Genomic DNA, 23,974 nt, shown 5'->3' with positions numbered 1-23,974 from the left:
GCCGGATGGCGCCGGGGGGCGATCATCTGGCCGGAGTGACTCCGGCGGGCATAGGCGTCACTCGGGGCGCCTCGCATCAGCGTTCCTCCCTCGCGCGAGGCGTCCCGCACCCGGCATCTGCGAGGGAGGGGTCCGGCGGAGAGTGTCATGCCGCGTGGCGACGAAGCCCGTAGATCGCTGCGTTCGTGCCGTCGGGCGCCAGCTGACCTCCTGCGCCAGCGGTTCGTAGACGCGCATGATCACGCCAGTACGAGCACGGGTGTACCGCCAGGCTCCGCACTCGGGCAGCGCCTTCCGCAGTCGCTTGTTGAACACCGCTTTGGTCAGAACTGCCTCGTCGGGGTGCCGGCGGCGCATCCAGTCGCTGTAGATCTCGTGCACGACCTCCATGGGGACGAAGTCCCAGGTGGCCTGCTCAACATGCCCGCCCCAGAAAGCCTCGACACGGAGTTCGTGACAGGACTTCGACGCGCTCGGGATCGAGGCCGCCGAGGGCGTGGACATGGCCGCGGCGATGGCGTTCCACATGGGCTCTACGGACGGGTCCGCGCGAAGTTCGGAGGCGTAGGTCTCGAAGAGTTCGTTGATCTGCTCGCGCACCCCATGAAGTGTCGCGAGGCCTTCGAACGTCGGCTCGGGCGCAGTCAGCAGCCCGCTGAGCGAGCTGATGGCGGCGGCGATGGTGGGCGTCTGCATGATGCTCCTTCGTGGTCGGCATGAGGATCGTGGTCCGCACACCGCGGAACCGTCATAGCCTCCCCGTCGACGGCTACGCCGTCGCAGCCCACCTCCGGAGAACCGTCAGGCGCGGTGCCGCTACTTCACTGAAGCGCGGCTACCATCGTCCTGCCGAAAACGATCGTTTGCGGCGCGGTGAGTGAAGGCACACCAGATCGAATGCCAGAAACGTGCGCCGTAAGCGGGTTTCGGTAGGCGTATTCGGTGGGGTGTGAGCCGGATGTACTTACACCCAGGCCCCAGAGATGTCGCCTGGGGTGAAGCCGTTCCAATAGGTCATCAATCACTGTATAGTTCAGTGTGTGCTGACTATTTCCTCACGCCTCGATGTCATGAACCGGCTCGGCCGGGCCATGGCCGATCCCACGCGTTCCCGAATCCTAATGTCTCTGCTCGGTGGACCGAGCTACCCGGCTGTGCTCTCTCGTGAGCTGGAGCTGACGCGTTCGAACGTGTCGAACCATCTCACCTGCCTGCGTGACTGCGGGATTGTCGTTGCCGAGCCGGAGGGTCGCCAGACTCGTTACGAGATCGCCGACCCGCATCTTACGGCTGCGCTCGTCGCGCTCGTGGACGTGACGCTGGCGGTCGATGAGCACGCGCCGTGCGTGGACTCTGCGTGCACGGTGGCTGGCTGCTGTGGGACGGGGGCGGACGCGTGAGCGCGGCGTGTGGCTGCGAGCACGAGCCTGCCCAGCCTGCCACTGCGGCGGAGGATGAGACCGAAGAGGTTGTGCGGCCCTGGTGGAGGGACCGTGGGATCATGGTGCCGGTCTTCTCCGGTGTCGCATTCCTGGCCGGTCTGATCCTTGAATGGTCCGGCCTCGAGATCCCGGCGCTGGTGTTGTTCTGGGCCGGTCTGCTCCTCGGTGCGTCGACGTTCACGCCCGGCGCGATCCGGAAACTGTTCAAGGGCAAGCTCGGTATCGGGCTGCTGATGACGATCAGCGCGATCGGCGCGGTCATCCTCGGCTACGTGGAGGAGGCTGCGGCTCTGGCGTTCTTGTACTCGATTGCTGAGGCGCTCGAGGACAAGGCGATGGACCGTGCCCGGGGCGGGCTGAGGGCGCTGCTGAAGCTCGTGCCGGAGACAGCGACCGTGCTGCAGAACGGCGTCTCTGCGCAGGTGCCCGCGAGAGAGCTGACGGTCGGCCAGGTCATGGTGGTCCGTCCCGGCGAGCGGATCGCAACCGACGGGATCGTCCGTTCTGGCCGCTCCAGCCTGGACACCTCGGCGATCACCGGGGAGTCGATCCCCGTCGAGGTCGAGCCCGGCGATGCGGTGTCGGCCGGTGCGATCAACAGCGCCGGCGCGCTGGAGGTCGAAACGACCGCTGCGGGCACCGACAACTCGCTCACCACGATCGTGGAGCTGGTCGAGAAGGCGCAGACCGAGAAGGGCGAGCGTGCACGTCTCGCGGACAGGATCGCCCGCCCGCTCGTACCCGGCGTTCTGATCCTCGCAGCGCTCGTCGCGATCATCGGGTCGCTGCTGGGCGATCCAGAGGTGTGGATCACCCGCGCGCTTGTCGTGCTGGTCGCCGCTTCTCCGTGTGCGCTGGCGATCTCGGTGCCGCTGACGGTCGTCGCCGCGATCGGCGCAGCAAGCAAGTTCGGCGTGATCATCAAGTCCGGCGCCGTCTTCGAGCGCTTCGGCACGGTCCGCCACGTCGCGGTCGACAAGACCGGCACCCTCACCCGCAACGAACCTGCGGTCACAGCGGTGCTCACTGCGAACGGCGTGACCGAGACACAGGCGCTGGCCTGGGCGGCCGCACTGGAGCAGCACAGCACGCATCCCCTTGCCTCTGCGATCACCGCCGCGGCCCCGGGCACACCGGCAGCTGCAGATGTGACCGAGCAGGCCGGGCACGGCATCGACGGCACTGTCGGCGGATCGAGAATCACCGTCGGCAGTCCTCGCTGGCTGGACGCGGGCGACCTCGGGAAGCAGGTCGCGGAGTTGGAGGAGCAGGGCATGACCGTCGTGATCGTCCACCGCGACGGAACCCCCGTCGCCGCGATCGGCGTCCGCGACGAACTGCGCCCTGAAGTCCCCGAGGTAGTCCGGACGCTCACCAACCAAGGCGTCGGCGTGACGATGCTCACCGGAGACAACGCCCGCACCGCTCGTGCACTGACCGCGCAGGCCGGGATCAGCAACGTGCGCGCGGAACTGCGTCCCGAGGATAAGGCAACCGCGATCGGCGAGCTGTCAAAGGCGGGGCCGGTCGCGATGATCGGCGACGGAATCAACGACGCACCGGCCCTCGCTGGCGCAGACATCGGTATCGCGATGGGCGCCACCGGCTCCGACACGGCAATCGAATCCGCCGACGTGGCCTTCACCGGCCATGATCTGCGCCTCATCCCGCGAGCGTTCGATCACGCCCGCCGCGGTCGACGGATCATCAACCAGAACATCATCCTGTCGCTGCTGATCATCACTGCACTGCTCCCGCTCGCGCTCTTCGGCGTCCTGGGGCTCGCGGCCGTCGTCCTGGTCCACGAGGTCGCGGAGGTCATCGTGATCCTCAACGGTCTGCGCGCCGCACGCACCCGCACGCCACGACTGGAAAGCTGATGCTCGCAACTATCGGTTCAGCGATCGGCCTGTTCGCGGCAACCAACATCGACGACATTGTCGTGCTCACCGTGCTGTTCCTGGCTTCCAGTCGAGGGAAGCCCCGGCCGTGGCAGATCGTCGCGGGCCAGTATCTCGGGTTCATCACCCTCGTCGTGATCAGCGTGATCGCCGCTCTCGGTCTCACCATCGTTCCGGACGAATGGGTCGGTTTCCTGGGTCTGATCCCGCTCGGCATCGGCATCTGGACGCTCATTCGCGGCCTGCGCCGTAACAGCGATGACGATGATGACGACTCCAAGATCACCGCGGTCGGACTATGGGGCGTCGCAGGGATCACGATCGCCAACGGGGCCGACAACATCTCCCTCTACACGCCGATCTTCCGCACCAGCGCCCCCAGCGACGTCGCGATCATGATCGTCGTATTCCTGATCCTCGTCGCGGTCTGGTGCGCGGCCGGCCGGCTGATCGGCACCAACAAGGCTGTTACCGAGGGGCTGGAGCGCGTCGAGCACTGGCTCGTACCGGCCGTGTTCATCGGCCTGGGCCTGTTCATCCTGATCGAATCTGGGGTCATCGTCCGTCTGATCGAGGTGCTCGCATGACCTCCTCCCAGTCAGAGGCTCATCCGCCCGCTGCGCGCAAGCTGTCGTCGACCCGGCGGCGGCAGCTCACTGGTGGAGCGCTCTTGATCGCCGTGGTCGTCGTGCTGATCGATCAGGGAACCAAGGTGTGGGCCGAAGCGACCCTCACCGACCGTGAGCGCATCCCGCTGATCGGTGACCTGCTGGGTTTGCAGCTCGCCTATAACCCCGGAGCGGCATTCTCCTTCGGGGAAGGCTTCACCTGGGTGTTCGCGCTGCTCGCTGTCGCCGCCACGGTCACAGCGATCGTGTTCGCGTTCCGAGTGCAACGCGTGAGATGGGCGATCGTCATCGGCGCGCTCGGCGGCGCTTCCGCCTCACACGCAGGCGACCGCCTTTTCCGGGACCCCGGATTCGCCCGTGGTCACGTCGTGGACTTCCTCGCCTACGGAAACTGGTTCATCGGCAACATCGCCGACATCGTAATCTTCGCCGCAGCGATCACCGGAGCAGTTTTCATGATCCGCGCCGGGGATGAGAGCACCGAGTGAGATCCGTTGTGCGGTGGTGGACACCCATCAACTCGCCCTCTACATCGGCGCGATCGCCGTGGGCAGCCGTTGAGTGAGTTCACGCTTAGGCAGGCGGGCGGTCGCGATGTAGGCGCAGAGCCACCCACCAGCCGCATCGTCGACAGATGAAAGCGCGATCGTCTCCGAGTGCGTGCAGCTTCTTGCGTGGCAGATGTCGCCCGCAGCACGTGCACGCAACGTCCTCGTCAGTCGCCATGAGCGGAGAGCGCCTCTCGAATCTGTTCAACCGTTGGCATCCCGGCCAGCCCAGCAGGGGTGCTGTAAATACGGCAGGCGAGGTCATTGCTTCGCCCCGACCCCGGAAAGAGATCGTTGCCATCCAGGGTGATCGTGGGGGAGCCCGCGAACGAGACTGCGCCCGCGTCCTCCTCCGTCCGGATGAGTCGGTAGTGAACCTCCGATTCGTCGTGGCCTGTTTCTCGTAGCGCCTCAGAAACACGACGGCCAGCCTCAACCCAGCTGGGGCAACCGGCGATATAAAGCAGCTCAATCTCCACGACTCAATCATCCTCGACTTCGCTGTTGATGTCGTGCCCGGGCTACCACCGAAAACGATCGTTTGCGGCGGGCTGACCGATTGTCTTGATCGACGGCCCGACACGCCGTGGATTGACCCGCCGTAACCCCCTGCCGAAACCCAAGAGCACCGAAACCGGTGGTGTAGCGTTTCCGGCTGGCCGATTCGAGCCGTTCCGGCTGGCTCTGAGAGAGCGCTTCAGACGCGGGCGTTGAACACCTGGAAGGCGACGCGCATCTTCGTCCGGTTCGGACATCGCAGCTCCCGCAGCCGCCGCAGCGGGCTTGCTCCTAGTCGCAGGTGCAGTCCTCCTCATGCAGCGGCGCCGGAGAGGGAACACGGGGATCTAGTCGGAAAGTATCCCGCCTGACAGCCCGGTTCGGGTCCGTCGCGTCAACCGGAGCAAATCCTCGCTCCCGTTGACTGACGGTCAGGAGGAGAACGACAAGGTCGCGATGGCCGCCTGGATCGCCACGGCCGCGGCACCTCGGGCCCAGGCGGTGAAACCGGGCTCGTCGATATAGAGCTCGATGGGATCCGCGAGGGGGTCGCGGTCGGTGGCGATGGCTCGACGGATGGCGGGTTCGGCGACCGCAAACAGCCCGATGCCATCTCCGGCGAGCACGGTGGCGGGCTGCATCGTGAGGTTCGCGGCGAGCGCGATGAAGCGTCCGAGGGCCTCGCCCGCGGCATCCGCCACCGCTGTCGCCGCCGGGTCTCGACCCGCGGCGAGCGCCAGGAATTCCTCGTAGTCGATCGGTCGCCGCAGGGCGCCGGAGACCTGCGCAGTGATCGATCCCGAGGTGAGCATCGCCTGCGCGCATCCGCGGTGCCCTCGGTCGCAGAGGGGGCCTTGGGCCGCGAGGGGGATGTGTCCGCCGAGACCTGCGCCGACCTCGCGGGTGCGCACGACCTCGTTGTGCGCGACGACCGCATAGCCGATGCCCTCGCCGATCGTGATCACCGAGAACCCGGGCAGGCCGCGGCCCATGCCGAACCACCTCTCGGCTTCGGCGAGCGCGACGAGGTCGTTCTCGACGGTGACGGGTAGTCCGGTCGCGTCGGCGAGCATTGCGGCGAACGGTACGTCGTGCCAGTCGAGGAAGGGGGCGAACTCGACGACGCCGTCGTCGACCGAGCCGCCGAGGCTGACGCCGATGCCGCGGATGTCGCCATCGAAATCGTCGATCGCCGCCCGGATGTCCGTGATCACGCTCGATGGATCGGGAGCAGTGAGGGGACGGGTGAAGGAATCGACGAGAGCAGCGCGGACGTCGGTGAGAACCGCGTGCAGAGTGTCACCGGTGAGCTTCATGCCGACGAAGAAGCCCCGATCGGGGGCGATGTCGAGGGGCCTGGTCGGTCGACCCACAGACCCGTCGACGACGTCGTCGAGTTCGATGAGGAGGCCGGTGTCGAGGAATGGCTTCGCCAGGCGGGTGAGGCTCGCGGCGGAGAGCCCCAACCGGGTGGTGAGTGCGGAGCGGGAGATAGGGCCGTGGATCAGCACCGCTTCAGCGAGCGCGGTTTCACTCTCTGTGAGCACGGTCACCTCCTCGTTGCTTCCATTCTGGCAGTAAAAGGGCGATGTGGCGCGCGAAACCCCGTTCCGACGTCACTCTTGGCAGCCCTTTACTTTCGTGATAGAACTAATCCATGCATTTCAGCAATGAGGCTCTGCAGGAGAGCGTGATGGATGATCTCGAGTCCCCGCCCACCCACGATCGCGTGATCCACCTCCACCGGGGTGGGACGAGTGTCGTCATTGACCTCGAGTCCGAAGAGGTGCCCGTCATCGTCCACTGGGGCGAAGAACTGCTTGACTCGACTCGGGAGACGTTGCGCAACCTCGCCGCCGCCGCGCGTCCGCAGCGAGTGTCGGGCGGCCTTGACCACACGGCACGCCTCAGCGCCGTCGCCACCGAGGCATCCGGCTGGCTGGGCACCCCGACGATCGAGGGACATCGCGGCGGCTCGGGCTTCAGTATCAAGCCCGACGTCGTCGAGGTCCGCGCCGATCGCCACGCGGCCACAGTCGTGCTCGACGACCCGGAGGCCGGACTTCGCCTTTGCTGGGATATCGAGGTGGGCACCGGAGGGCTTCTGCACCAGCGCATGACGGTGACGAACACGGCTGACGGCGGCTATTCCCTGGAGGCTCTGCAGCTCGCTTTCCCCACCCCCTGGGATGCCACGGAACTGCTCGACACCACGGGTCACCACCTTCGCGAGCGCACCGCCCAGCGGCACAGCTTCACGCTCGGCACCCACCTGCGCGAGAGCCGGCGTGGGCGGCCGGGCGCGGATGCGACGGTGCTGCTGGCTGCGGGACGCTCCGGCTTCGGGTTCGAGTCCGGTCGGGTGCACGGCATCCACGTCGCGTGGAGCGGAAACCACCGAGTGCTCGCCGAGCGGGTCGTGACGGGTGATTCCTTCCTCGCAGGAGGCGAGCTGTTCGCGCCCGGTGGGGTCGTGATCGCTCCGGGAGCCTCCGTGTCATCGCCCTGGGTCATCGGCTCGTGGGGCGACGGTCTCAACCAGCTCTCGCAGCGCTTCCACGCCGAGTGGCGCGACCGCCCGCAGCACCCGCGCCGAGCGCGTCCGGTCACCCTGAACACGTGGGAAGCCGTCTACTTCGATCACGATCTCGATCGGCTCGCAGCGCTCGCCGACGCCGCGGCAGAGGTCGGGATCGAGCGCTTCGTGCTCGACGACGGGTGGTTCACCGGGCGCCGTGACGACACCCGAGGGCTCGGTGACTGGCAGGTGGATGCCGAGGTGTGGCCCGAGGGCCTGCATCCCCTCGTGCGCAAGGTCACCGCTCTCGGCATGGAGTTCGGACTCTGGGTGGAGCCCGAGATGGTGAATCCCGACAGCGATCTCGCCCGCGCGCATCCCGACTGGATCCTCCGTGGACGCACGTCGCTGCCGCCCTCCGCGCGGCAGCAGCAGGTGCTGGATCTCGCGAATCCCGACGCCTACCGGCACATCGCGGATCGCCTGCTGGCCCTCCTGGTCGAGTACCCGATCGCCTATCTCAAATGGGATCACAACCGCGATCTCGTCGATGCGGGCAGCGGACCGGGGGGATCGCCGCGGGTGCGCCAGCACACGCTCGCCCTGTACCGACTGCTCGATGAGCTCAAGGCCGCCCATCCGGATCTCGAGATCGAGAGCTGCGCATCGGGTGGTGCGCGGGTCGACCTCGGCATCCTCGACCGCACCGACCGCATCTGGACGAGCGACAGTCTCGACCCGATCGAGCGGCTCGAGAACCAGCGCTACACCGGTCTGGTCGTGCCTCCCGAGATGATGGGCATGCACCTCACCAGCCCGGTGGTGCACTCGTCCGGGCGCACCGTCTCTCTCGAGCTGAGCGCTGCCGTCGCGCTTCTCGGTCACTTCGGCGTCGAATGGGACCTCACCTCCGCCGACGAGCAGACCCGGGGTCGCGTCGCCGGCTGGATCGCCCTCGCCAAGCGCCTGCGACCGCTGATCGCGGGCGGCACAGTCGTCCATGTCGACGGTGTCGAACCGGGAATCGACGTGCGCGGGATCGTCGCCGACGATGCGGAGTCCGCCGTGTTCACCGTCACCCAGGTCGCGACCAGCGCGGCCTACCCGGCAGGGCGCGTCCGTTTCCCGGGGCTCGACCCCGCGCGCACGTACGAGCTCCGCATCCTCTCGCGACCCACGCACGACCCGGCGCAATCACCGCTCGCGTGGGCGGAGGAGCCGGTCACCATGACGGGCCGTGAGCTCGGGAGCATCGGAGTTCGACCGCCCGTGCAGTTCCCTCAGCAGGCGACCGTCGTCGAGATCGTTTCACAGCACTGACCACTGAACAGTTGTTCCGCGCAAGGAGGCGCACACATGAGAATCAGATATCGAAAGACCGCCAGGGCGGTTGCGATGGCGGCCGCACTCGGCACCGTCGTGGCACTGGGGGGATGCGCGGCGTCGCCGAGTGATGGCATCACCACCCTCAGCTTCTTCCAGTTCAAGGGAGAGGCGCTCGAAGATTTCAACGAGATCATCGCGGACTTCGAGGCCGAGAATCCTGACATCCGCATCGTGCAGAACCAGGTCGCGGACTCCGAGACCCTGATCCGCACGCTGCTCGTCAAGGACAAGGCGCCGGACGTCATCACCCTCAACGCGAACGGCGGATTCGGGGACCTCGCTCAAGCCGGAGTCTTCTACGACTTCTCCGACGAGCCGGTGCTCCAGACCCTCAACCCCGCCGTGCAGGAGATCCTCGCCGAGCTCGGCACCAAGCAGGGCGAGGTCAATGGGCTCGGGTACGTCAACAACGCAAACGGCGTCATCTACAACCAGGACATCTTCGCGGAGCAGGGGCTCGAGGTCCCCGAGACGTGGGAGGAGTTCATCGCGGTGTGCGACGCGCTCGAGGCTGCGGGAATCACGCCGTTCTATGGCACCCTCGCGGACTCATGGACCGGCATGCCGTCGTGGAACGCCCTGGGGGCTTACGCCTCGCAGGACGGCTTCTTCGATGACATGAGGGCTGAGGGGGAGGACGTCGGCGCCGATTCGGCCGTGTCGTTCCAGAAGGACTTCCCCGAGGTCATGGAGCAGCAGGCGCAGCTCTTCTCGTACATGCAGGAGGGGTACCGGGGCCGCACGTACGACGACGGGAATGCCGCCTTCGCGCGGGGCGAGTCCGCGATGCTGCTGCAGGGGATCTGGGCACTCAACCCGGTGAAGGCCATCAACCCCGACATCAACGCGGCGATCTTCCCGTACCCGGCGGCCGACGATCCCGACGATCGCCTGCTGGTCTCGGGTGTCGACGTCGTCGTCACGATGGCGAAGGACACCCCTCATCGCGAGGAGGCGCTGCGCTTCATCGAGTACCTGTTCGATGTCGGGGTGATCGAGGAATTCGCCGCCTCCCAGAACATGATCCCGTCCGTGACGGGCGCCGAGCTGAGTGACGATCCTGCTCTGCAGTCGGTCAAGCCGTACTTCGACGAGGGCAAGATCACCGGGTTCATCGATCACCAGGTGCCGCCGAGCATCCCGCTGGTCGCGATCGTGCAGCAGTTCCTCTTCGACGGTGACGCGGATGCGGCGCTGTCGACCCTCGACAGCGAGTGGCGAAAAGTCGCTGCCCGCACGATCCCCGTGACGGGAGACGAAGAATGAGCACTCTCACCAGCGCCGTGCGCGCCACGACTCCGGGTCCCGAGGGAACGAAGCGGGCGCGGCGTGTCCGCACCGCGAGTTCCCGAGCCCTGCCGGCCTACTACTGGATGGTCTGGCCCGCCGTCATCGCGTTCGCGGCGTTCCACACCATCCCCGTCATCGTGGGCATCTTCTTCAGCTTCACGAACTATGCGGGTTATGGCGACTGGAACTTCGTCGGCATCTCGAATTACCTCAACCTGTTCAAAGACGACCGCGTGCTGAAGGCTTACGGGTTCTCGTTCCTGTTCGCGATCGTCGCCACGATTCTCACGAACGTGATCTCGCTCTCGATCGCGATGGGACTCAACGCCAAGATCCGCGCACGCAACTTCTGGCGCGGCGTCTACTTCGTGCCGTACGTGCTCGCGATCCTGGTGATCGGCTACGTCTTCCAGTTCCTGTTCTCGAACTCGCTGCCGAAAATCCTCTCCGGTATCCCGCTCTTCCGCGACAACATCCTCACCAACCCCGACTGGGCATGGACGGCGATCGTCGCGCTCGCCGTCTGGCAGGCCTGCGCGTTCTCGATCATCATCTACCTCTCGGGGCTGCAGACGATCCCGAGCGAGCTCTACGAAGCCGCATCTCTCGACGGTGCGTCATCGTGGCGTCAGTTCGGGTCCATCACCTTCCCGCTCATCAGCGCGTTCTTCACGATCAACGTCGTGCTGAGTCTCAAGGGCTTCCTGCAGGTGTTCGACCCGATCGTCGCCCTCACCAACGGAGGGCCGGGCACCTCGACCGAGTCGGTCACCCTGCTCGTCTTCCGCGGCGGATTCTCCGGAGGAGAGTTCGCCTACCAGACCGCGAACGCCGTGATCTTCTTCATCGTGATCACGATCGTCTCGCTCCTGCAGTTCCGGGTCCTTCAGCGCAGAGAGGCGGATATCTGATGACCACCGCAACCACGATCCTCGCCGAAGCCGAGGCGACGACACCGCGCCCGGGATGGCGCGCCCGTCGCGCCGCCGAGAACGACGACACCCGCAAGACGAACTGGTGGGCCACCGCGCTCATCGCCGTCTGCTCGCTCACCGTGCTCATCCCGCTCTACCTGGCGGTCGCGGTCGCCCTGAAGACACCCGAGCAGCTGGCCGCCGGCAACGGGTTCGAATGGCCGAACCCGATCCGGTGGGAGAACTTCGCCGATGCGTGGGCGCGCACCGCGTTCCCGCAGGCACTGCTCAACACCGCGCTGATCACCCTCGGAGCCGTGGTCTTCACCCTGCTGACCAGCTCGGTCGTGGCCTACGCGCTGGCACGCAACAGCCACCGGCCGTTCTTCAAGGGAGTGTTCTTCTACTTCCTCGCCGCGCTGTTCATCCCATTCCCGATCATCATGCTGCCGCTGGTCAAACAGACGTCGCTGCTCGGGCTCGACAACCAGGTCGGCATGATCGTGCTCTACACGATCTTCGGGATCTCGCTGAACGTCTTCATCTACAGCGCCTACATCCGCTCGATTCCGATCGAGCTCGAAGAGGCGGCGCGCGTCGACGGAGCATCCACCTGGCGGGTGTTCTGGCAGATCGTGTTCCCGCTGCTGACCCCGATGAACGCCACCGTCGGCATCCTCACCTGCGTGTGGGCGTGGAACGACTTCATCATGCCGCTCGTGGTGCTCACCGACCCGGGTGCGCGCACGATCCCGCTGGCGCAGTACGTGTTCCAGGGCCAGTACAACACCGACTACACGACCGCCTTCGCCTCATACCTGATGGCGATGGCGCCGCTGCTGATCGTCTACATCTTCTCGCAGCGGTGGGTCATCTCCGGGGTCACCCGAGGATCCATCAAGTAGGCGGCGATATCGGCGCCGTAGACGGAGAGCAGGTGATCGTGCGGCGGGAGCAGTGGTTCGGCGGTCGGTGGCGGCACCCAGCAAGGATGCCGAGGTGGTCGAGGATGATGTTGATGACGGAGTGCCGGGCTCAGCCGCAGGACTCGTACGGTGGCTCTTCGAGGGTCGTCGCCGTCACCGCCCAGATGGTGTCGGTTCCGGCCGTATAGGTCAGGAAGACGGAACCGGCGCCGGCCTCCGACTCGATCGCGAGATACCGGCGATCGCCGACGCTCTCGATCTCGGCCGCGTCGGGGTATGCCGCCAGGGCCTGGTCCACGCGGGAACCGACACCGATCCCCTCGGCCGTCACCGGTCCGATGGTCGACCCGCCTTCGAGGTCGGCGGGCGAGGCGGAGACCTGTACGAGCTCGACGACCGCCGGGTCCTGTTCCTGGGGTTCGGCGCGCTGGAGGATCAACGTGTATCCGTCGGCCTCAGCGGACGCGAGCCAGGGACAGGCTTCGACCGGAGTCGCCCCCGCCCCCGCCGCTGCGTCGTCGTAGGGCGCGCCCAGCTGGACATCTCCGATGCCGGACGGGCTGGCGTCCGCGGCCGGGGTCGACGCGCTGGGTGAGGCACTCGGGGCGGGATCGGCGGATGCCGTCACGGTCTGCGTGACCGTCGGGGTCGGCGAAGCGGGAGCGGCGCACCCGGCCAGAAGCGCACCGGTGACGGCCATCCCGAACAGAGGAGAGAGGATGCGTGCACTGCGAGCGCGGGGTCGTCTCGTGTCGATATCCATCCTTCGACGTTAACGGCGCAGCGGCGTATCGCCCGCCGATTCTCACGGGATTGTCAGATGCCTCAGGCGCTTCTTCTGCTCCGAGCGCTGCTCGTGAGATCTGCGTGCGGACCTGCGCCCGCGTCAACAAAACTGACGTCGGATTGCTCGCGATCGAGCCAGAATGAGTCAACAGACGGCCGCGGAGGAAAGGGGCTCTTCATGGCGTGGAGCACGAGAGAGGTCGCCGACCTCGCCGGGACCACGGTGAACACCGTGCGGCACTATCACCAGGTGGGCCTGCTCGAGCAGCCGAGCAGGTCGTCGAACGGGTACAAGAGCTACGAGGTGAGTCACCTCGTGCAGCTGCTCCGCATCCGTCGTCTGCGCGAACTCGGGGTTCCCCTCGATCAGATCGATCGTGTCGCGGCCGGTGACGATCGTGCCCTCGCAGCGCTGGAGGACATCGATGCCGAGCTCGCCGTCACGATAGAACGTCTGCAGCAGGCTCGCGCTGAGATCCGCACGATCATCGACGGCGCGACGACGACGGATCTGCCGCGGGGTTTCGAGAACCTCTCCGCACGACTCACCGACACCGAACGATCGCTGATGCTCATCTACTCTCAGGTGTACGACGACGAGGCCATGAGGGACCTCCGGACGATGCTCGAATCCGATCCGGCCGACGTGCGCGTCGATTTCGATGGGCTACCGCCGGATGCCGACGAGCAGACGCGCATCCGCATGGCCGAGAGGTACGCCGTCGGACTCGCCCACGATCTGACGACCTATCCCTGGCTTCAGGATCCGCTGGCGCATCACCGGGGGCGACCGCAGATGACATGGGAGGCGGTCGCGGAGTCGATCGCCGCGCTCTACAACCCCGCCCAGCTCGATGTGATCGCGCGAGCGCATGTCATCGCGCTGGCGAAGATCGCCGGCGGCTGAGCGGGAGGCGACGATTCCGGGCGCCCTGACTCACAGGCGCCCCGACTCACAGACGCGGAAGCACGGTCGCCGCGATCACGGTGTTCATGATGACGGCGTTCATCGTGCGCACCACTGCGCTCGATGCCGCGGCGGCACCCCAGTCGCCGTCCTCGAGCTGCTTCGCCCGCGTATAGACGTCGCTGCCCCAGGGGATCTCCGCGTGGAACTGGGGGAGGGTGCCGCTCGCCGACAGGAGGGCGATGCTCGCGGCGGTGCGGGGGTCGGGAGCGTCGCCGTCGATGAGCGCCGCTCGCACGCTGCGGATGAGGTCGGAGCGACGTTCGCTGGCGAGAGTGAGCTTGGTCGTCGGGAAGAGCCCGAGGACCTTGCCTTCCGCACGGTGCAGGTCACCCCGTGCGACGACACGGTCGAGGACCGGGCCCCGCAGCTGGGGGCCGATGCCGGCGAGAACGGCCTGGACGTCCTGAGGCTTCTTCGACAGCGACGTCAGTGCCGGTGCGAGGAGCGGGTCGGGCGCATCGCCGTCGCCGGCTGCGCGCACCCGGGTGAAGAGTCCTTGTTCTTCGGCCTCGACCCGACCGGCGAGCGCCAGGTCGGCCAGCACGGCACCGCCGAGCACGTAGAAGAGGATGTTCTCGCCGGCGATGATGCCCGAATCGGGTTGGAAGAGCAGGAGCAGGGTGTCTTCGACGATCAGGGGTTCTTCCGACATGGGTGCTCCTTGGGTCTGCGGCGTCGCGGCCGCGACCCGTCGTCACGGTCGTCACGAACGCCTGTAGACACACACTCAAGACCCTGTTCCGACCACACGGTCAAGGGGATCGGGTGAGCAGAGACTTCACGCTTGACCCTGTCCCGGGCACACGGTCTTGACTGCCTGCAGACATCCGCGGCACACCCGTTCGCGGCATCCGACAGAAGGAGATACGACCGATGGACAACCCCTATCCCTGGTTGCAGGACTTCATCAACCAGGTTCCCGAGATCCTGCAGCCGGTCATGGTCGCGCTCGTCGCAGCCATCCCGTACATCGAGGGCGAGGGTGCCGCGGCGTTCGGCATCATCGCGGGGATCAACCCGATCGTCGCTGCGCTCGCCGCCATCACCGGCAACGTGCTCTGCGTGATCGCGGTCGTGCTGCTCGGCTCGCGGATCCGCGGCGGCGTCGTCGCGCGTCGCGCGTCGCGATCGGCGGCGACCTCGTCCGCAGCAGAGGGCGGAGGCTCCGGGCTGGCGATGTCGACGATCGCCACGGCGACGGCATCCGATGCCGACTCGGTCTCCGGATCCGCGGCTGCCGGCGAGGATGACACGACGCGGCGCGGGAAGGGACGCACCAAGCTGCGGCGCTGGCTGGTCAGGTTCGGCGTCCCCGGCGCCAGCATCCTGGCACCCATCGCCCTTCCGACGATGCTCACCGCTGCCTTCTTCGTCGCATCCGGCGTGCGCAAGGAGTGGGTCATCCTGTGGCAGATCATCGCGATCGTGCTGTGGACAGGAGCCGTCGCGGCGGCTGCTACGGGACTGCTCGCTCTGCTGGGCTGGTGAGGGCCGCGCCGCTGTACCTCGCGTCGGGTGTGAATCGGCGAAGGGTCAGAGAGATTCGCGGTGGATCAGGGAGGTCGGCAGTAGCTGCTCTTTCTCGGCCGGGAGGCCGCGGATCGTGGCCAGCAGCGTGTCGGCCGCTGCTCTCCCCATCTCCTCGAGGGGCTGACGGACAGTCGTCAGCGGCGGATCGGAGGTGCCGGCGATGAGGATGTCGTCGAACCCGACGACCGAGACGTCTGTCGGCACGCGTCGTCCGGCGGCCTGCAGGACCCGCAGCGCCCCTGCGGCCATCAGGTCGGAGGAGGCGAAGATGCCGTCGAGGTCGGGGGCGCGCTGCAGCAGTCTCGCCATCGCGGCCGTCCCGCTGTCGAGCGTGAAGTCTCCGTGAACGATCGGACCTGGGGTGATGCCGTGCCGTGCGAGCTCATCGGTCCAGCCGCGCGTGCGGTCCCTCGCCTGCTCGAGATCGAGCGGGCCGGTGATGATCCCGATCGACCGGCGACCCGCCTCTACGAGGGCGCGGGCGGCGAGCACGCCGCCGCCGTAGTTGTCTGAGTCGATCACGATGGGGTCGGGACCGATGTCGGCGTGCGGGCGACCGACCCAGGCGATCGGAACGGGTGAGTCGGCCAATCGATCGACGAGGTGCGTGATCTCGTGCTGCAGGATGACGATGGCGCCGTCGAGGGCGCCGGAGCGGAGGAAGCGCGGGATGCGATCGAGGTCCTCCTGGTCGGCCGGCAGCAGCACCGGCTGCACTTCGCCGGCCGCCAGACCTTTGGCCGCTCCCTTGAGCACCGCAGTGAAGAACGTGCCGCTGTGGCTGCCGAGTTCCTCGAAGGCGATGACGAGTCCGACGGCCCCGGCGCGCCCGCCGCGCAGGACCCTGGCCGCGAAGTTCGTCTCGTAGCCGAGGCGCTCGGCCTCCCGCACGACGGCCTGCGTCATCACGGGGTCCACATTGGTCGCGCCGGCCAGCACGCGGGCTGCTGTGGCGCGCGAGACTCCCGCTGCCTGCGCGACGTCGACGACGGTGGGTCTGGCCATGGCTCTCTCCGCAGAGTTCGGTGATGGATCGAAGATCGTTCTCTCGATGAAGAGATCATTGCACGAATCCGGCGCGTTCTCCCGGTGCAAGTCCGAGAAATGAGATCCTCGATCCGTCAATCAGAGGGTTGCCCTCCCCGGGGATCTTGGCTACTGTGACGCAAACGAGAGATCGATCTCTCAGACTGATCGTCAAGTCGTCCGCACTCACAAATCCCCGAAGAAGAGGAGCTGTTGTGAACCGTCGCAAACTGGCCCTGCCCATCGCCGCACTCGGCGCATTCGCGCTGCTGATCTCCGGATGCTCGTCCGGCGGATCAGGATCGGAATCCGGATCGGGGGATCCGAACGCCGAGTTCGAGTTCTGGTCGTTCACCGGCATCGGACAGAAGGACTCCGTCGACAGATACCTGGAGAAGAATCCCGACGCCAAGGTGAAGCTGAGCGAGGTCGGCAGCACGACCGAGACGGCCACCGCTCTCACCGCTGCCCTCGCCGGCGGCCGCGTGCCCGACCTCGTCATGATCCAGAGCGACGATCTGCCCAAGTTCGTTGAGAACCCGGGGAACTTCGTCGACCTCCGCACGCTCGGCGGCGACGACGTCGGCGACGACTACCTCGATTGGGCGATCGCCGGCGCGACGGCCGAAGACGGCTCGATCATCGGCATCCCGACCGACGTCGGCGGGCTGAGCTTCGCCTACCGCGCCGATCTCTTCGAAGCGGCGGGGCTTCCGACAGATCCGGCGGAGGTGGCCGAGATGTGGTCGACGTGGGACAAGTTCATCGAGATGGGCGAGAAGTACACGGCCGCGACCGGCGAGCCGTTCGTCGACAACGTCGAGACGAGCGTGTTCTTCTCGACGGTCAATCAGGTGAGCGAGAAGTACTACTCACCCGACGGCGAACTGGTCTACGACAAGAACCCCGAGGTCGAAGAGGCGTTCGACATCGCCGTGCGTACGTACGACGCCGGCATCAGCGCCAGCATCCCGGCCTGGTCATCCGGCTGGGCTCCCGGCAAGGCGAACGGCGCCTTCGCCGTCACGACCGCTCCCTCGTGGATGCTCTCCGGTATCAAGACCGATGCGCCCGACACCGAGGGCCTGTGGCGTCTCGCTTCGATCCCGGGTGTCGGCGGCAACTGGGGTGGCAGCGTCATCGCGATCCCCGCGCGAGCCGACAACCCAGAGGCGGCCTGGCAGTACATCGAGACCATGCTTTCCCCCGAAGGGCAGACCGAGCACTTCGCGACGACCGGCACCTTCCCCGCCGCGAACGAAGCACTCGAGAGCGAGGAGGTGCGCAGCTACACAGACCCGTTCTTCGGTGACACCCCGATCGGTGCGACCATCAGCGACTCGGTGCTGGAGTTCAGCTCCTTCTACAACGGTCCTGACACCAGCGCGATCGGCGCTGCGCTGCTAAACGCCCTGGTCGACATGGAGGCCGGCAACGTCAAGCCGTCCGACGCCTGGAATACGGGCCTGGACAGCGCCAAAGCCGCGATCGGCGGCTGACACCCATCGACCGATGGTGGCCCGCGCAGGGACGGCGGGCCACCATCCCCACCGAGGTAGGACCATGACCGCGACAGCGACCGCAATTCCCGTCCAGAAGATCCGCCGGCGTGACCGGCCACCGACCCGCAAGATCACACAGCCGTTCGCCGAACGCCTCGCGCCGTACCTCTACGTCGCGCCGTTCTTCGTCATCTTCGCGGTCTTCGGACTCTTCCCGCTGGTGTTCACGTTCTACGTGGCGCTCTTCGACTGGAATCCGATCGGCGAGCAGACGTTCGTCGGGCTGGCGAACTTCGAGCGGCTCTTCCAGGACCCGCGGTTCTGGAACGCCTTCGTCAACACCTTCGGGATCTTCCTGATCTCCACGATCCCGCAGCTGCTGCTCGCCCTGGGCCTCGCGCATCTGCTCAATCACGCCACGCTCAAGATGGCGAACTTCTTCCGGATGGCGCTGCTCATCCCGTACATCACGTCGGTCGCCGCGACGGCGCTCGTGTTCGCGCAGATCTTCGACAAGAACTTCGGCCTCATCAACTGGATCCTCGATCTCGTCGGGGCGCCGGCGGTTAACTTCATGTCGTCGCAGCTGGGTTCGTGGATCGTCATCTCGTCGATGGTGATGTGGCGCTGGTTCGGTTACAACACCCTGCTGTATCTGGCGGGGCTCCAGGCGCTTCCGCGCGAGATGTATGAAGCGGCATCCGTTGACGGGGCGTCCGGCTGGCAGCAGTTCATCCACCTGACGATTCCGTCACTCCGGCCGATCATCATCTTCACCGTGATCATGTCGACGATCGGCGGACTCCAGATCTTCACCGAGCCGCTGCTCGTCGCACCCGAATCCGGGCTGACCTGCGGCGGCGGTCGTCAGTGCCAGACGCTCGCCCTCTTCCTTTACGAACAGGGCTTCGGGCAGTTCGAATTTGGGTACGGCTCGGCGATCGGGGTGGCGCTGTTCGTCATCGTGGTGGTCGTCTCGCTGATCAACTTCTACCTCACCACCCGCACCAGGAAGGCACGCGCATGACCCACGTGACGCAGGAGGCGACGCTGGTGTCGCCGGTCGAGCCAGAGGCCCCCGGGCGTCGTCGCCGCGGCCGCGGCGGTCGTGTCGGCAAGGTGTCGTGGCCCGTCTACGCGCTGCTGATCGTCGCGGTCCTGATCAGCGTCTTCCCGCTGTACTACATGTTCGTGATCGCCTCGGTGGGAGCCTCGGCCGTCACGTCGATCCCGCCGCGGCTGTACCCCGGCTTCAACTTCTTCGACATCGCCGCCAAGGTGTTCGCGACCGTACCGTTCCTGCAGTCGCTGTTGAACAGCGTGATCGTGTCGCTCACGGTGGCCGTCGTCACCTCGCTGCTGTGCGCACTGGCGGGATTCGCATTCGCGAAGCTGCAGTTCCCCGGCCGCAACGCTCTATTCCTCATCGTGCTTCTGACGATGACGGTGCCGGCCCAGCTCAGCGTGATCCCGCAGTACCTGATCATCTCGTGGCTCGACTGGGTCGACACCCTGCAGGCGATCATCCTGCCGGGCCTCGCGAGCGCGTTCGGGATCTTTTGGATGCGTCAGCACCTCTCGACGACGCTGAACGACGAGCTGATGGCCGCGGCGCGTATCGACGGCGCCAACAGCTGGCAGATCTTCTGGCGCATCGGCTTTCCCGTCGTGCGGCCAGCTGCGTTCGTGCTGGGGCTGATCACCTTCACGGGCGTGTGGAACGACTTCATGTGGCCGTTCATCGTGCTCAAGTCGCCTGAACTCTTCACCGTGCAGATCGCGCTCAAGCAGCTGCAGGCGAACCGCACCATCGACCTGGCGCTGACGATGGGCGGCTCGTTCATGGCGACCCTGCCGCTGCTCATCGTCTTCTTCTTCGTCGGACGCCGCATGGTCGCGGGCATCATGGACGGGGCGTTCAAGGGATGACGGTCGAGCTGAGCGTCGTCGATCAGGATCGATGGCGCGACCCGACGCTGAGCGCGCGCGAGCGTGCGCAGGCGCTGGTCGATCAGCTGACCCTCGAGGAGAAGGTCGCCCAGCTGGGGTCGGTGTGGCTCACCGACAGCGCCGACGCCTTCGCGCCCCGACTGTCGGACGACCTCGCGGATGCCGTCGTCGATCCGTTCGCGCAGGGCCTCGGCCAGCTCACCCGGGTTTTCGGCACGGCACCGATCAGCCTGCGTGAGGGGGTCACGAAGTTGCGCACCCTGCAGCGTCGGGTGATCGGGAACCAACGGCTGGGGATTCCCGCGATCGTGCACGAGGAATGTCTGACCGGTCTCGCGGCCTTCGGGGCGACCGCGTTCCCCGCGCCGCTCGCATGGGCTGCGACCTTCGACGACGATCTGGTGCGGGAGATGGCCCGGGCGATCGGCGACGACATGCGGGCCATCGGCGTGCACCAGGGGCTCGCGCCCGTGCTCGACGTGGTGCGGGACTACCGATGGGGGCGGGTCGAGGAGACCCTCGGCGAAGACCCGTACCTCGTCGGGCAGCTCGGTGCCGCGTACGTGGCAGGGCTCGAAAGCGCCGGGATCATCGCCACGTTGAAGCACTTCGCCGGCTATGCCGCGTCGAGGGGCGCGCGCAATCACGGACCGGTCAGCATGGGCCCGCGCGAGTTCGCCGACACCGTACTCCCGCCGTTCGAGACAGCGCTGAGACAGGGAGGTGCGCGTAGCGTCATGACCGCGTACACCGACGTCGACGGGATCCCGAGCACCGGCAACCGCGCACTGCTCGACGGCGTCCTGCGCACGGAGTGGGGGTTCGACGGCACCGTCGTCGCCGACTATTGGGCGATCCCCTTCCTCGTCTCCATGCACCGGGTTGCGGCGGATGCCGCCGAAGCCGCCGCGCTCGCGCTCCGCGCGGGGGTCGACGTCGAACTGCCGTCGACGGTCGCGTACGCCGCGCTGCCTCGTCTGGTCCGTGAGGGTCTCGTCGACGAGAGCGACATCGATCGCGCAGCCGTGCGTCATCTGCGACACAAGATCGAAGCTGGCCTCCTCGACGCTGCCTCGGCTGTGCCGGAAGGGGCCGAGGACGTCGATCTCGACAGCGACCGAAACCGTGCGCTGTCCCTGCGGATCGCCGAGGAGTCGATCGTGCTGCTGGAGGACGACGGCATCCTGCCGCTCTCCGGCGATTCCCGCGTCGCGCTGATCGGACCCGCCGCGGCCGAGTATCGGAGTCTGCTCGGGTGCTACGCCTTTCCGAACCACGTGCTCACGAAGTACCCCGGGCACGACCCCGGCATCACCATCCCGACGATCGAGGCGGCGCTGCGCACCGAACCAGGGCTGGGCGAGGTGCGCTTCGTCCGCGGCTGCGAGATCCTCGACGACGCCGAGGAGATCGCGGCGGCGGTGCAGGCGGCGCGCGAGAGCGACGTCGCGGTGGTCGTCGTGGGCGATGTGGCGGGCCTTTTCGGCGCAGGCACGTCGGGCGAGGGATGCGACGCCCCCGATCTCCGACTGCCCGGCCGTCAGCACGACCTCGTGCGGGCGGTGCTTGCCACCGGGGTGCCGACGGTGCTCGTCGTCGTCTCCGGGCGGCCGTACGCGTTGGGGGAGTACGGCGCATCGCGCGCGATCGTGCAGGCTTTCTTCCCCGGTGCCGAGGGCGCCGGGGCGATCGCCGGGATCCTGTCGGGTCGCGTCGAGCCGAGCGGGCGGCTGCCAGTGCAAATACCGCGCTCGCCCTCGGCGTCGACCACCTACCTCGAGCCTCCGCTCGGTCGGCACAACGCGGGCATCACGGTGGCCGACCCGACGCCGCTCTACTCGTTCGGCCACGGCCTGACGCGAGGTCGCGTCGAATACGAGTCCATTGACGCGCCGGCGGAGCTCCCCACTGACGGCGCGGTCGAGATAGCCGTCACCGTGCGGAATTCGGGTGCGTCGGCGGTCGAGGTGGTGCAGCTCTACGTGTCGTTCGCATCGGGCCCGGTCGTGCGTCCGGAGGCGCAGCTCGTCGGTTTCGCTCGTGTCGGCATCCCTTCAGGAGCACGCCGTATCGTGCGTTTCACTCTGGAGGCTGCGCGTCTCGCCGCGACCGGTGTCGACGGGAGGCTCAGCGTCGACCCCGGCACCGTCGTGCTCGCCGCGGGGCCTTCGGTCGCCGACCGCTCCTGTGCGACCTCCGTCAGGATCACGGGACGGCGGCATCTGGTGCTTGCCCGCGCGGGAAGAACCGCATGGGACGTCGACCACGGAGAGGATGAGGAATGAGTGCCGAGCGGCCGACGCGCGTGCTGGTGTGGGGCGAGAATCATCACGAGAAGCACGACGAGATCCCGCAGCGGATCTACCCCGACACGATGCACGGTACGATCGCGGCGGGTCTGCGCGAGCTCCTCGGGGGCCGCGCGGTGGTCGAGACGGCCACGCTCGATGATCCCGAACACGGCCTCGGTGACGATCGGCTCGCCGACACAGATGTGCTGCTCTGGTGGGGGCATCTGCGACATGATGCCGTGGACGACGAGGTGGTGGAGCGCGTGCATCGGCATGTGCTCGGCGGGATGGGGTTCATCCCCCTGCATTCGGCGCACTTCTCGAAGATCTTCATCCGTCTCATGGGGACGACCTGCAGTCTGCGCTGGCGGCAGGGCACCGATCGCGAGGTGGTGTGGACGGTCGCCCCGGCGCATCCGATCGCAGAGGGCGTACCGCAACCGCTCGTGATCCCCGCGCAGGAGATGTACGGAGAGTTCTTCGACCTGCCTGCTCCCGATGAGCTGGTGTTCGTGTCGAGCTTCACCGGGGGTGAGGTCTTCCGCTCGGGGATGACCTTCACACGCGGCTATGGGCGCATCTTCTATTTCTCGCCCGGCGACCAGGACTACCCGGTGTACCACCAGCCGGAGATCAAACGGGTGCTCGCCAACGCCGTCGCCTGGGCGTTCCAGGACCGACCGCGCACCCGACCGCGGATCACGATGCACCGCGAGGGCGAGTTCCAGACGCCGCGCGAGTGGGACGGGACGCTGCAGTGACGGATGCCGTGGTGCGTGACGTCGTCGTCGTGGGCGCCGGGGGGATGGGGCGCGCATGGATGGACGTCGTGGAGGCGAGGGAAGGTCTGCGCCCAGCGGCCGTCGTCGATATCGACACATCGACGGCGCGTGCTGCAGCGACCGAGCGCGGCTGGAACGTGCCGGTCTTCGACGACGTGGCGGAAGCGCTCCGCGAGGCGCCGGCCGATCTGCTGCTGAACGTCACGATCCCGGAGGCTCACCGGGCGGTGAGCGAGACCGCGATCCGCGCCGACGTGCCCGTGCTCAGCGAGAAGCCGGCGACTCCGACGGTGGCGGACGCCATGTGGCTCAGCGCACTGAGCGCCGCTCGAGGGGTGCTTCTCGCGACGAGTCAGTCGCGTCGGCATTCGGCCGGGATCAGTGCGTTCCACCACGCGCTGCGCGATCTCGGCGGCGCGGAGCACCTCGAGACGCAGTTCTTTCAGAACCCGCGCTTCGGCGGGTTCCGTGACGAGATGCCTTCGCCGCTCCTGGTCGACATGGCGATCCACCAGTTCGACCAGGCGCGATACCTGCTCGGCAGCGAACCTGAGTCGGTGTACTGCGAGGAGTTCTCGCCGTCATGGAGCTGGTATCGCGGGGCGGCTGCGGCGCAGGCGACCTTCCGCTTCTCGAACGGCTCGCGCTTCGGCTATGCAGGAAGCTGGTGCGCCGACGGGCTGACGACGTCGTGGAACGGGGACTGGCGCGCGAGCGCTCCCGGTGGCTCGGCGACATGGGACGGAGAGAACGCCGTGCGGCTCCAGAGGGAGGAAGGTCCGGTTCGGCATCTGCCGGTGATTCCAGATCAGGAGGGGCTGGACGCTGCGCTCACCGAGTTCCTGTCGGCGCTGGACGGGCGGGAGGCGCCGTCCGGCGAGATCAGTCGCAACATCCGCAGCCTTGCGATGGTCGAGGCCGCGGTGGAGTCCTCGGCGACCGGCGCTCGCGTCGAGCTGGACGCGGTCTTCGCGCGGGCGGGGGCGGTCGCGCTTGCCGAAGCCCACGCCGCAGGGGAGGACGAGATCGCCGACCGGCTGAGCGAGTGGGCCGGGGGCCCGCCGCGCTGACTCCTCCGGGTCGCG

General features: G+C 67.1%; 23 protein-coding genes. 17 read left to right on the top strand and 6 right to left on the bottom strand.

Annotation, left to right across the window (positions count from 1 at the left end):
- Window positions 1-57: 57 nt before the first annotated feature.
- Window positions 58-696, bottom strand: coding sequence for a primase-like DNA-binding domain-containing protein (locus tag FIV50_RS14870; protein WP_140038098.1), 639 nt, complete (start codon window positions 694-696; stop codon window positions 58-60).
- Between the two features lie 344 nt (window positions 697-1,040).
- On the opposite strand from FIV50_RS14870, the gene cmtR reads away from it, so the two are divergent.
- From cmtR to FIV50_RS14850, 4 genes are read left to right on the top strand one after another with little or no spacing between them, the layout of a single operon-like run.
- On the top strand, window positions 1,041-1,400 hold the full coding sequence (cmtR, locus tag FIV50_RS14865; RefSeq protein ID WP_036275916.1) for a Cd(II)/Pb(II)-sensing metalloregulatory transcriptional regulator CmtR: 360 nt from the start codon (window positions 1,041-1,043) through the stop codon (window positions 1,398-1,400).
- Window positions 1,397-3,322: a heavy metal translocating P-type ATPase gene (locus FIV50_RS14860; protein WP_219846297.1), complete on the top strand. Its 1,926-nt coding sequence runs from the start codon at window positions 1,397-1,399 to the stop codon at window positions 3,320-3,322. Before cmtR ends, FIV50_RS14860 begins: the two co-directional genes overlap by 4 nt.
- Complete coding sequence (locus tag FIV50_RS14855; RefSeq protein WP_036275918.1) at window positions 3,322-3,930, top strand: cadmium resistance transporter; 609 nt, start codon at window positions 3,322-3,324, stop codon at window positions 3,928-3,930. Before FIV50_RS14860 ends, FIV50_RS14855 begins: the two co-directional genes overlap by 1 nt.
- Window positions 3,927-4,460 carry a signal peptidase II gene (locus FIV50_RS14850; RefSeq protein WP_029264099.1) on the top strand — a complete coding sequence of 178 codons (534 nt, stop codon included), beginning with the start codon at window positions 3,927-3,929 and terminating at the stop codon, window positions 4,458-4,460. Before FIV50_RS14855 ends, FIV50_RS14850 begins: the two co-directional genes overlap by 4 nt.
- 227 nt (window positions 4,461-4,687) lie before the next feature.
- On the opposite strand, the gene FIV50_RS14845 is transcribed toward FIV50_RS14850, so the two are convergent.
- Entirely contained in the window at window positions 4,688-4,999 is a 312-nt protein-coding gene (locus tag FIV50_RS14845) for a hypothetical protein (protein WP_029153956.1), read from the bottom strand.
- A gap of 274 nt (window positions 5,000-5,273) precedes the next feature.
- Between FIV50_RS14845 and FIV50_RS18030 the strand changes: the two genes are divergently transcribed.
- Window positions 5,274-5,369, top strand: a complete 96-nt coding sequence (locus tag FIV50_RS18030; protein ID WP_140038812.1) for an LPXTG cell wall anchor domain-containing protein — start codon at window positions 5,274-5,276, stop codon at window positions 5,367-5,369.
- 80 nt (window positions 5,370-5,449) lie between these two features.
- Here the strand turns inward: FIV50_RS18030 and FIV50_RS14835 are convergent, their stop codons facing one another.
- Entirely contained in the window at window positions 5,450-6,565 is a 1,116-nt protein-coding gene (locus FIV50_RS14835) for an ROK family protein (RefSeq protein WP_140038097.1), read from the bottom strand.
- Window positions 6,566-6,675: 110 nt separating this feature from the next.
- On the opposite strand from FIV50_RS14835, the gene FIV50_RS14830 reads away from it, so the two are divergent.
- The 4 genes from FIV50_RS14830 to FIV50_RS14815 are packed head-to-tail and all read left to right on the top strand — an operon-like array spanning window position 6,676 to window position 12,031.
- A complete protein-coding gene (locus tag FIV50_RS14830) occupies window positions 6,676-8,856 on the top strand; it encodes an alpha-galactosidase (RefSeq protein ID WP_308810375.1) in 2,181 nt (726 codons plus the stop codon).
- 36 nt (window positions 8,857-8,892) lie between these two features.
- Complete coding sequence (locus FIV50_RS14825) at window positions 8,893-10,188, top strand: ABC transporter substrate-binding protein (RefSeq protein WP_140038096.1); 1,296 nt, start codon at window positions 8,893-8,895, stop codon at window positions 10,186-10,188.
- Window positions 10,185-11,123 carry a carbohydrate ABC transporter permease gene (locus FIV50_RS14820; RefSeq protein ID WP_079113516.1) on the top strand — a complete coding sequence of 313 codons (939 nt, stop codon included), beginning with the start codon at window positions 10,185-10,187 and terminating at the stop codon, window positions 11,121-11,123. The genes FIV50_RS14825 and FIV50_RS14820 overlap by 4 nt, the downstream gene beginning before the upstream one ends.
- Window positions 11,123-12,031, top strand: a complete 909-nt coding sequence (locus FIV50_RS14815) for a carbohydrate ABC transporter permease (RefSeq protein ID WP_140038095.1) — start codon at window positions 11,123-11,125, stop codon at window positions 12,029-12,031. Before FIV50_RS14820 ends, FIV50_RS14815 begins: the two co-directional genes overlap by 1 nt.
- A gap of 130 nt (window positions 12,032-12,161) precedes the next feature.
- Here FIV50_RS14815 and FIV50_RS14810 read toward each other — a convergent pair whose 3' ends face one another.
- A complete protein-coding gene (locus tag FIV50_RS14810; protein ID WP_140038094.1) occupies window positions 12,162-12,815 on the bottom strand; it encodes a hypothetical protein in 654 nt (217 codons plus the stop codon).
- A 201-nt stretch (window positions 12,816-13,016) separates the two neighbouring features.
- On the opposite strand from FIV50_RS14810, the gene FIV50_RS14805 reads away from it, so the two are divergent.
- On the top strand, window positions 13,017-13,745 hold the full coding sequence (locus FIV50_RS14805) for a helix-turn-helix domain-containing protein (protein ID WP_140038093.1): 729 nt from the start codon (window positions 13,017-13,019) through the stop codon (window positions 13,743-13,745).
- Between the two features lie 46 nt (window positions 13,746-13,791).
- Here FIV50_RS14805 and FIV50_RS14800 read toward each other — a convergent pair whose 3' ends face one another.
- On the bottom strand, window positions 13,792-14,460 hold the full coding sequence (locus FIV50_RS14800; protein ID WP_140038092.1) for a GOLPH3/VPS74 family protein: 669 nt from the start codon (window positions 14,458-14,460) through the stop codon (window positions 13,792-13,794).
- A 221-nt stretch (window positions 14,461-14,681) separates the two neighbouring features.
- On the opposite strand from FIV50_RS14800, the gene FIV50_RS14795 reads away from it, so the two are divergent.
- Complete coding sequence (locus tag FIV50_RS14795) at window positions 14,682-15,296, top strand: small multidrug efflux protein (RefSeq protein ID WP_140038091.1); 615 nt, start codon at window positions 14,682-14,684, stop codon at window positions 15,294-15,296.
- Window positions 15,297-15,341: 45 nt separating this feature from the next.
- Here the strand turns inward: FIV50_RS14795 and FIV50_RS14790 are convergent, their stop codons facing one another.
- Window positions 15,342-16,343 (bottom strand): LacI family DNA-binding transcriptional regulator, encoded by a 1,002-nt coding sequence (locus FIV50_RS14790; RefSeq protein ID WP_140038090.1) that lies wholly within the window; start codon window positions 16,341-16,343, stop codon window positions 15,342-15,344.
- 236 nt (window positions 16,344-16,579) lie between these two features.
- Here FIV50_RS14790 and FIV50_RS14785 point away from each other — a divergent pair, with 236 nt between their 5' ends.
- The 6 genes from FIV50_RS14785 (at window position 16,580) to FIV50_RS14760 (ending at window position 23,959) form a co-directional block, all read left to right on the top strand.
- Window positions 16,580-17,863 (top strand): ABC transporter substrate-binding protein, encoded by a 1,284-nt coding sequence (locus tag FIV50_RS14785; RefSeq protein ID WP_181164238.1) that lies wholly within the window; start codon window positions 16,580-16,582, stop codon window positions 17,861-17,863.
- A gap of 64 nt (window positions 17,864-17,927) precedes the next feature.
- Complete coding sequence (locus FIV50_RS14780; protein ID WP_140038088.1) at window positions 17,928-18,893, top strand: carbohydrate ABC transporter permease; 966 nt, start codon at window positions 17,928-17,930, stop codon at window positions 18,891-18,893.
- Window positions 18,890-19,795 (top strand): carbohydrate ABC transporter permease, encoded by a 906-nt coding sequence (locus tag FIV50_RS14775; protein WP_140038087.1) that lies wholly within the window; start codon window positions 18,890-18,892, stop codon window positions 19,793-19,795. Before FIV50_RS14780 ends, FIV50_RS14775 begins: the two co-directional genes overlap by 4 nt.
- Window positions 19,792-22,101, top strand: coding sequence for a beta-glucosidase family protein (locus FIV50_RS14770; protein ID WP_140038086.1), 2,310 nt, complete (start codon window positions 19,792-19,794; stop codon window positions 22,099-22,101). The genes FIV50_RS14775 and FIV50_RS14770 overlap by 4 nt, the downstream gene beginning before the upstream one ends.
- Window positions 22,098-22,868, top strand: a complete 771-nt coding sequence (locus FIV50_RS14765; protein WP_140038085.1) for a ThuA domain-containing protein — start codon at window positions 22,098-22,100, stop codon at window positions 22,866-22,868. The genes FIV50_RS14770 and FIV50_RS14765 overlap by 4 nt, the downstream gene beginning before the upstream one ends.
- On the top strand, window positions 22,847-23,959 hold the full coding sequence (locus FIV50_RS14760; RefSeq protein WP_140038084.1) for a Gfo/Idh/MocA family protein: 1,113 nt from the start codon (window positions 22,847-22,849) through the stop codon (window positions 23,957-23,959). The genes FIV50_RS14765 and FIV50_RS14760 overlap by 22 nt, the downstream gene beginning before the upstream one ends.
- Window positions 23,960-23,974: the final 15 nt, after the last annotated feature.

Source organism: Microbacterium foliorum (assembly GCF_006385575.1).
GTDB classification, from domain to species: domain Bacteria; phylum Actinomycetota; class Actinomycetes; order Actinomycetales; family Microbacteriaceae; genus Microbacterium; species Microbacterium foliorum_B.
This window is presented reverse-complemented; position numbering and strand designations above follow the sequence as displayed.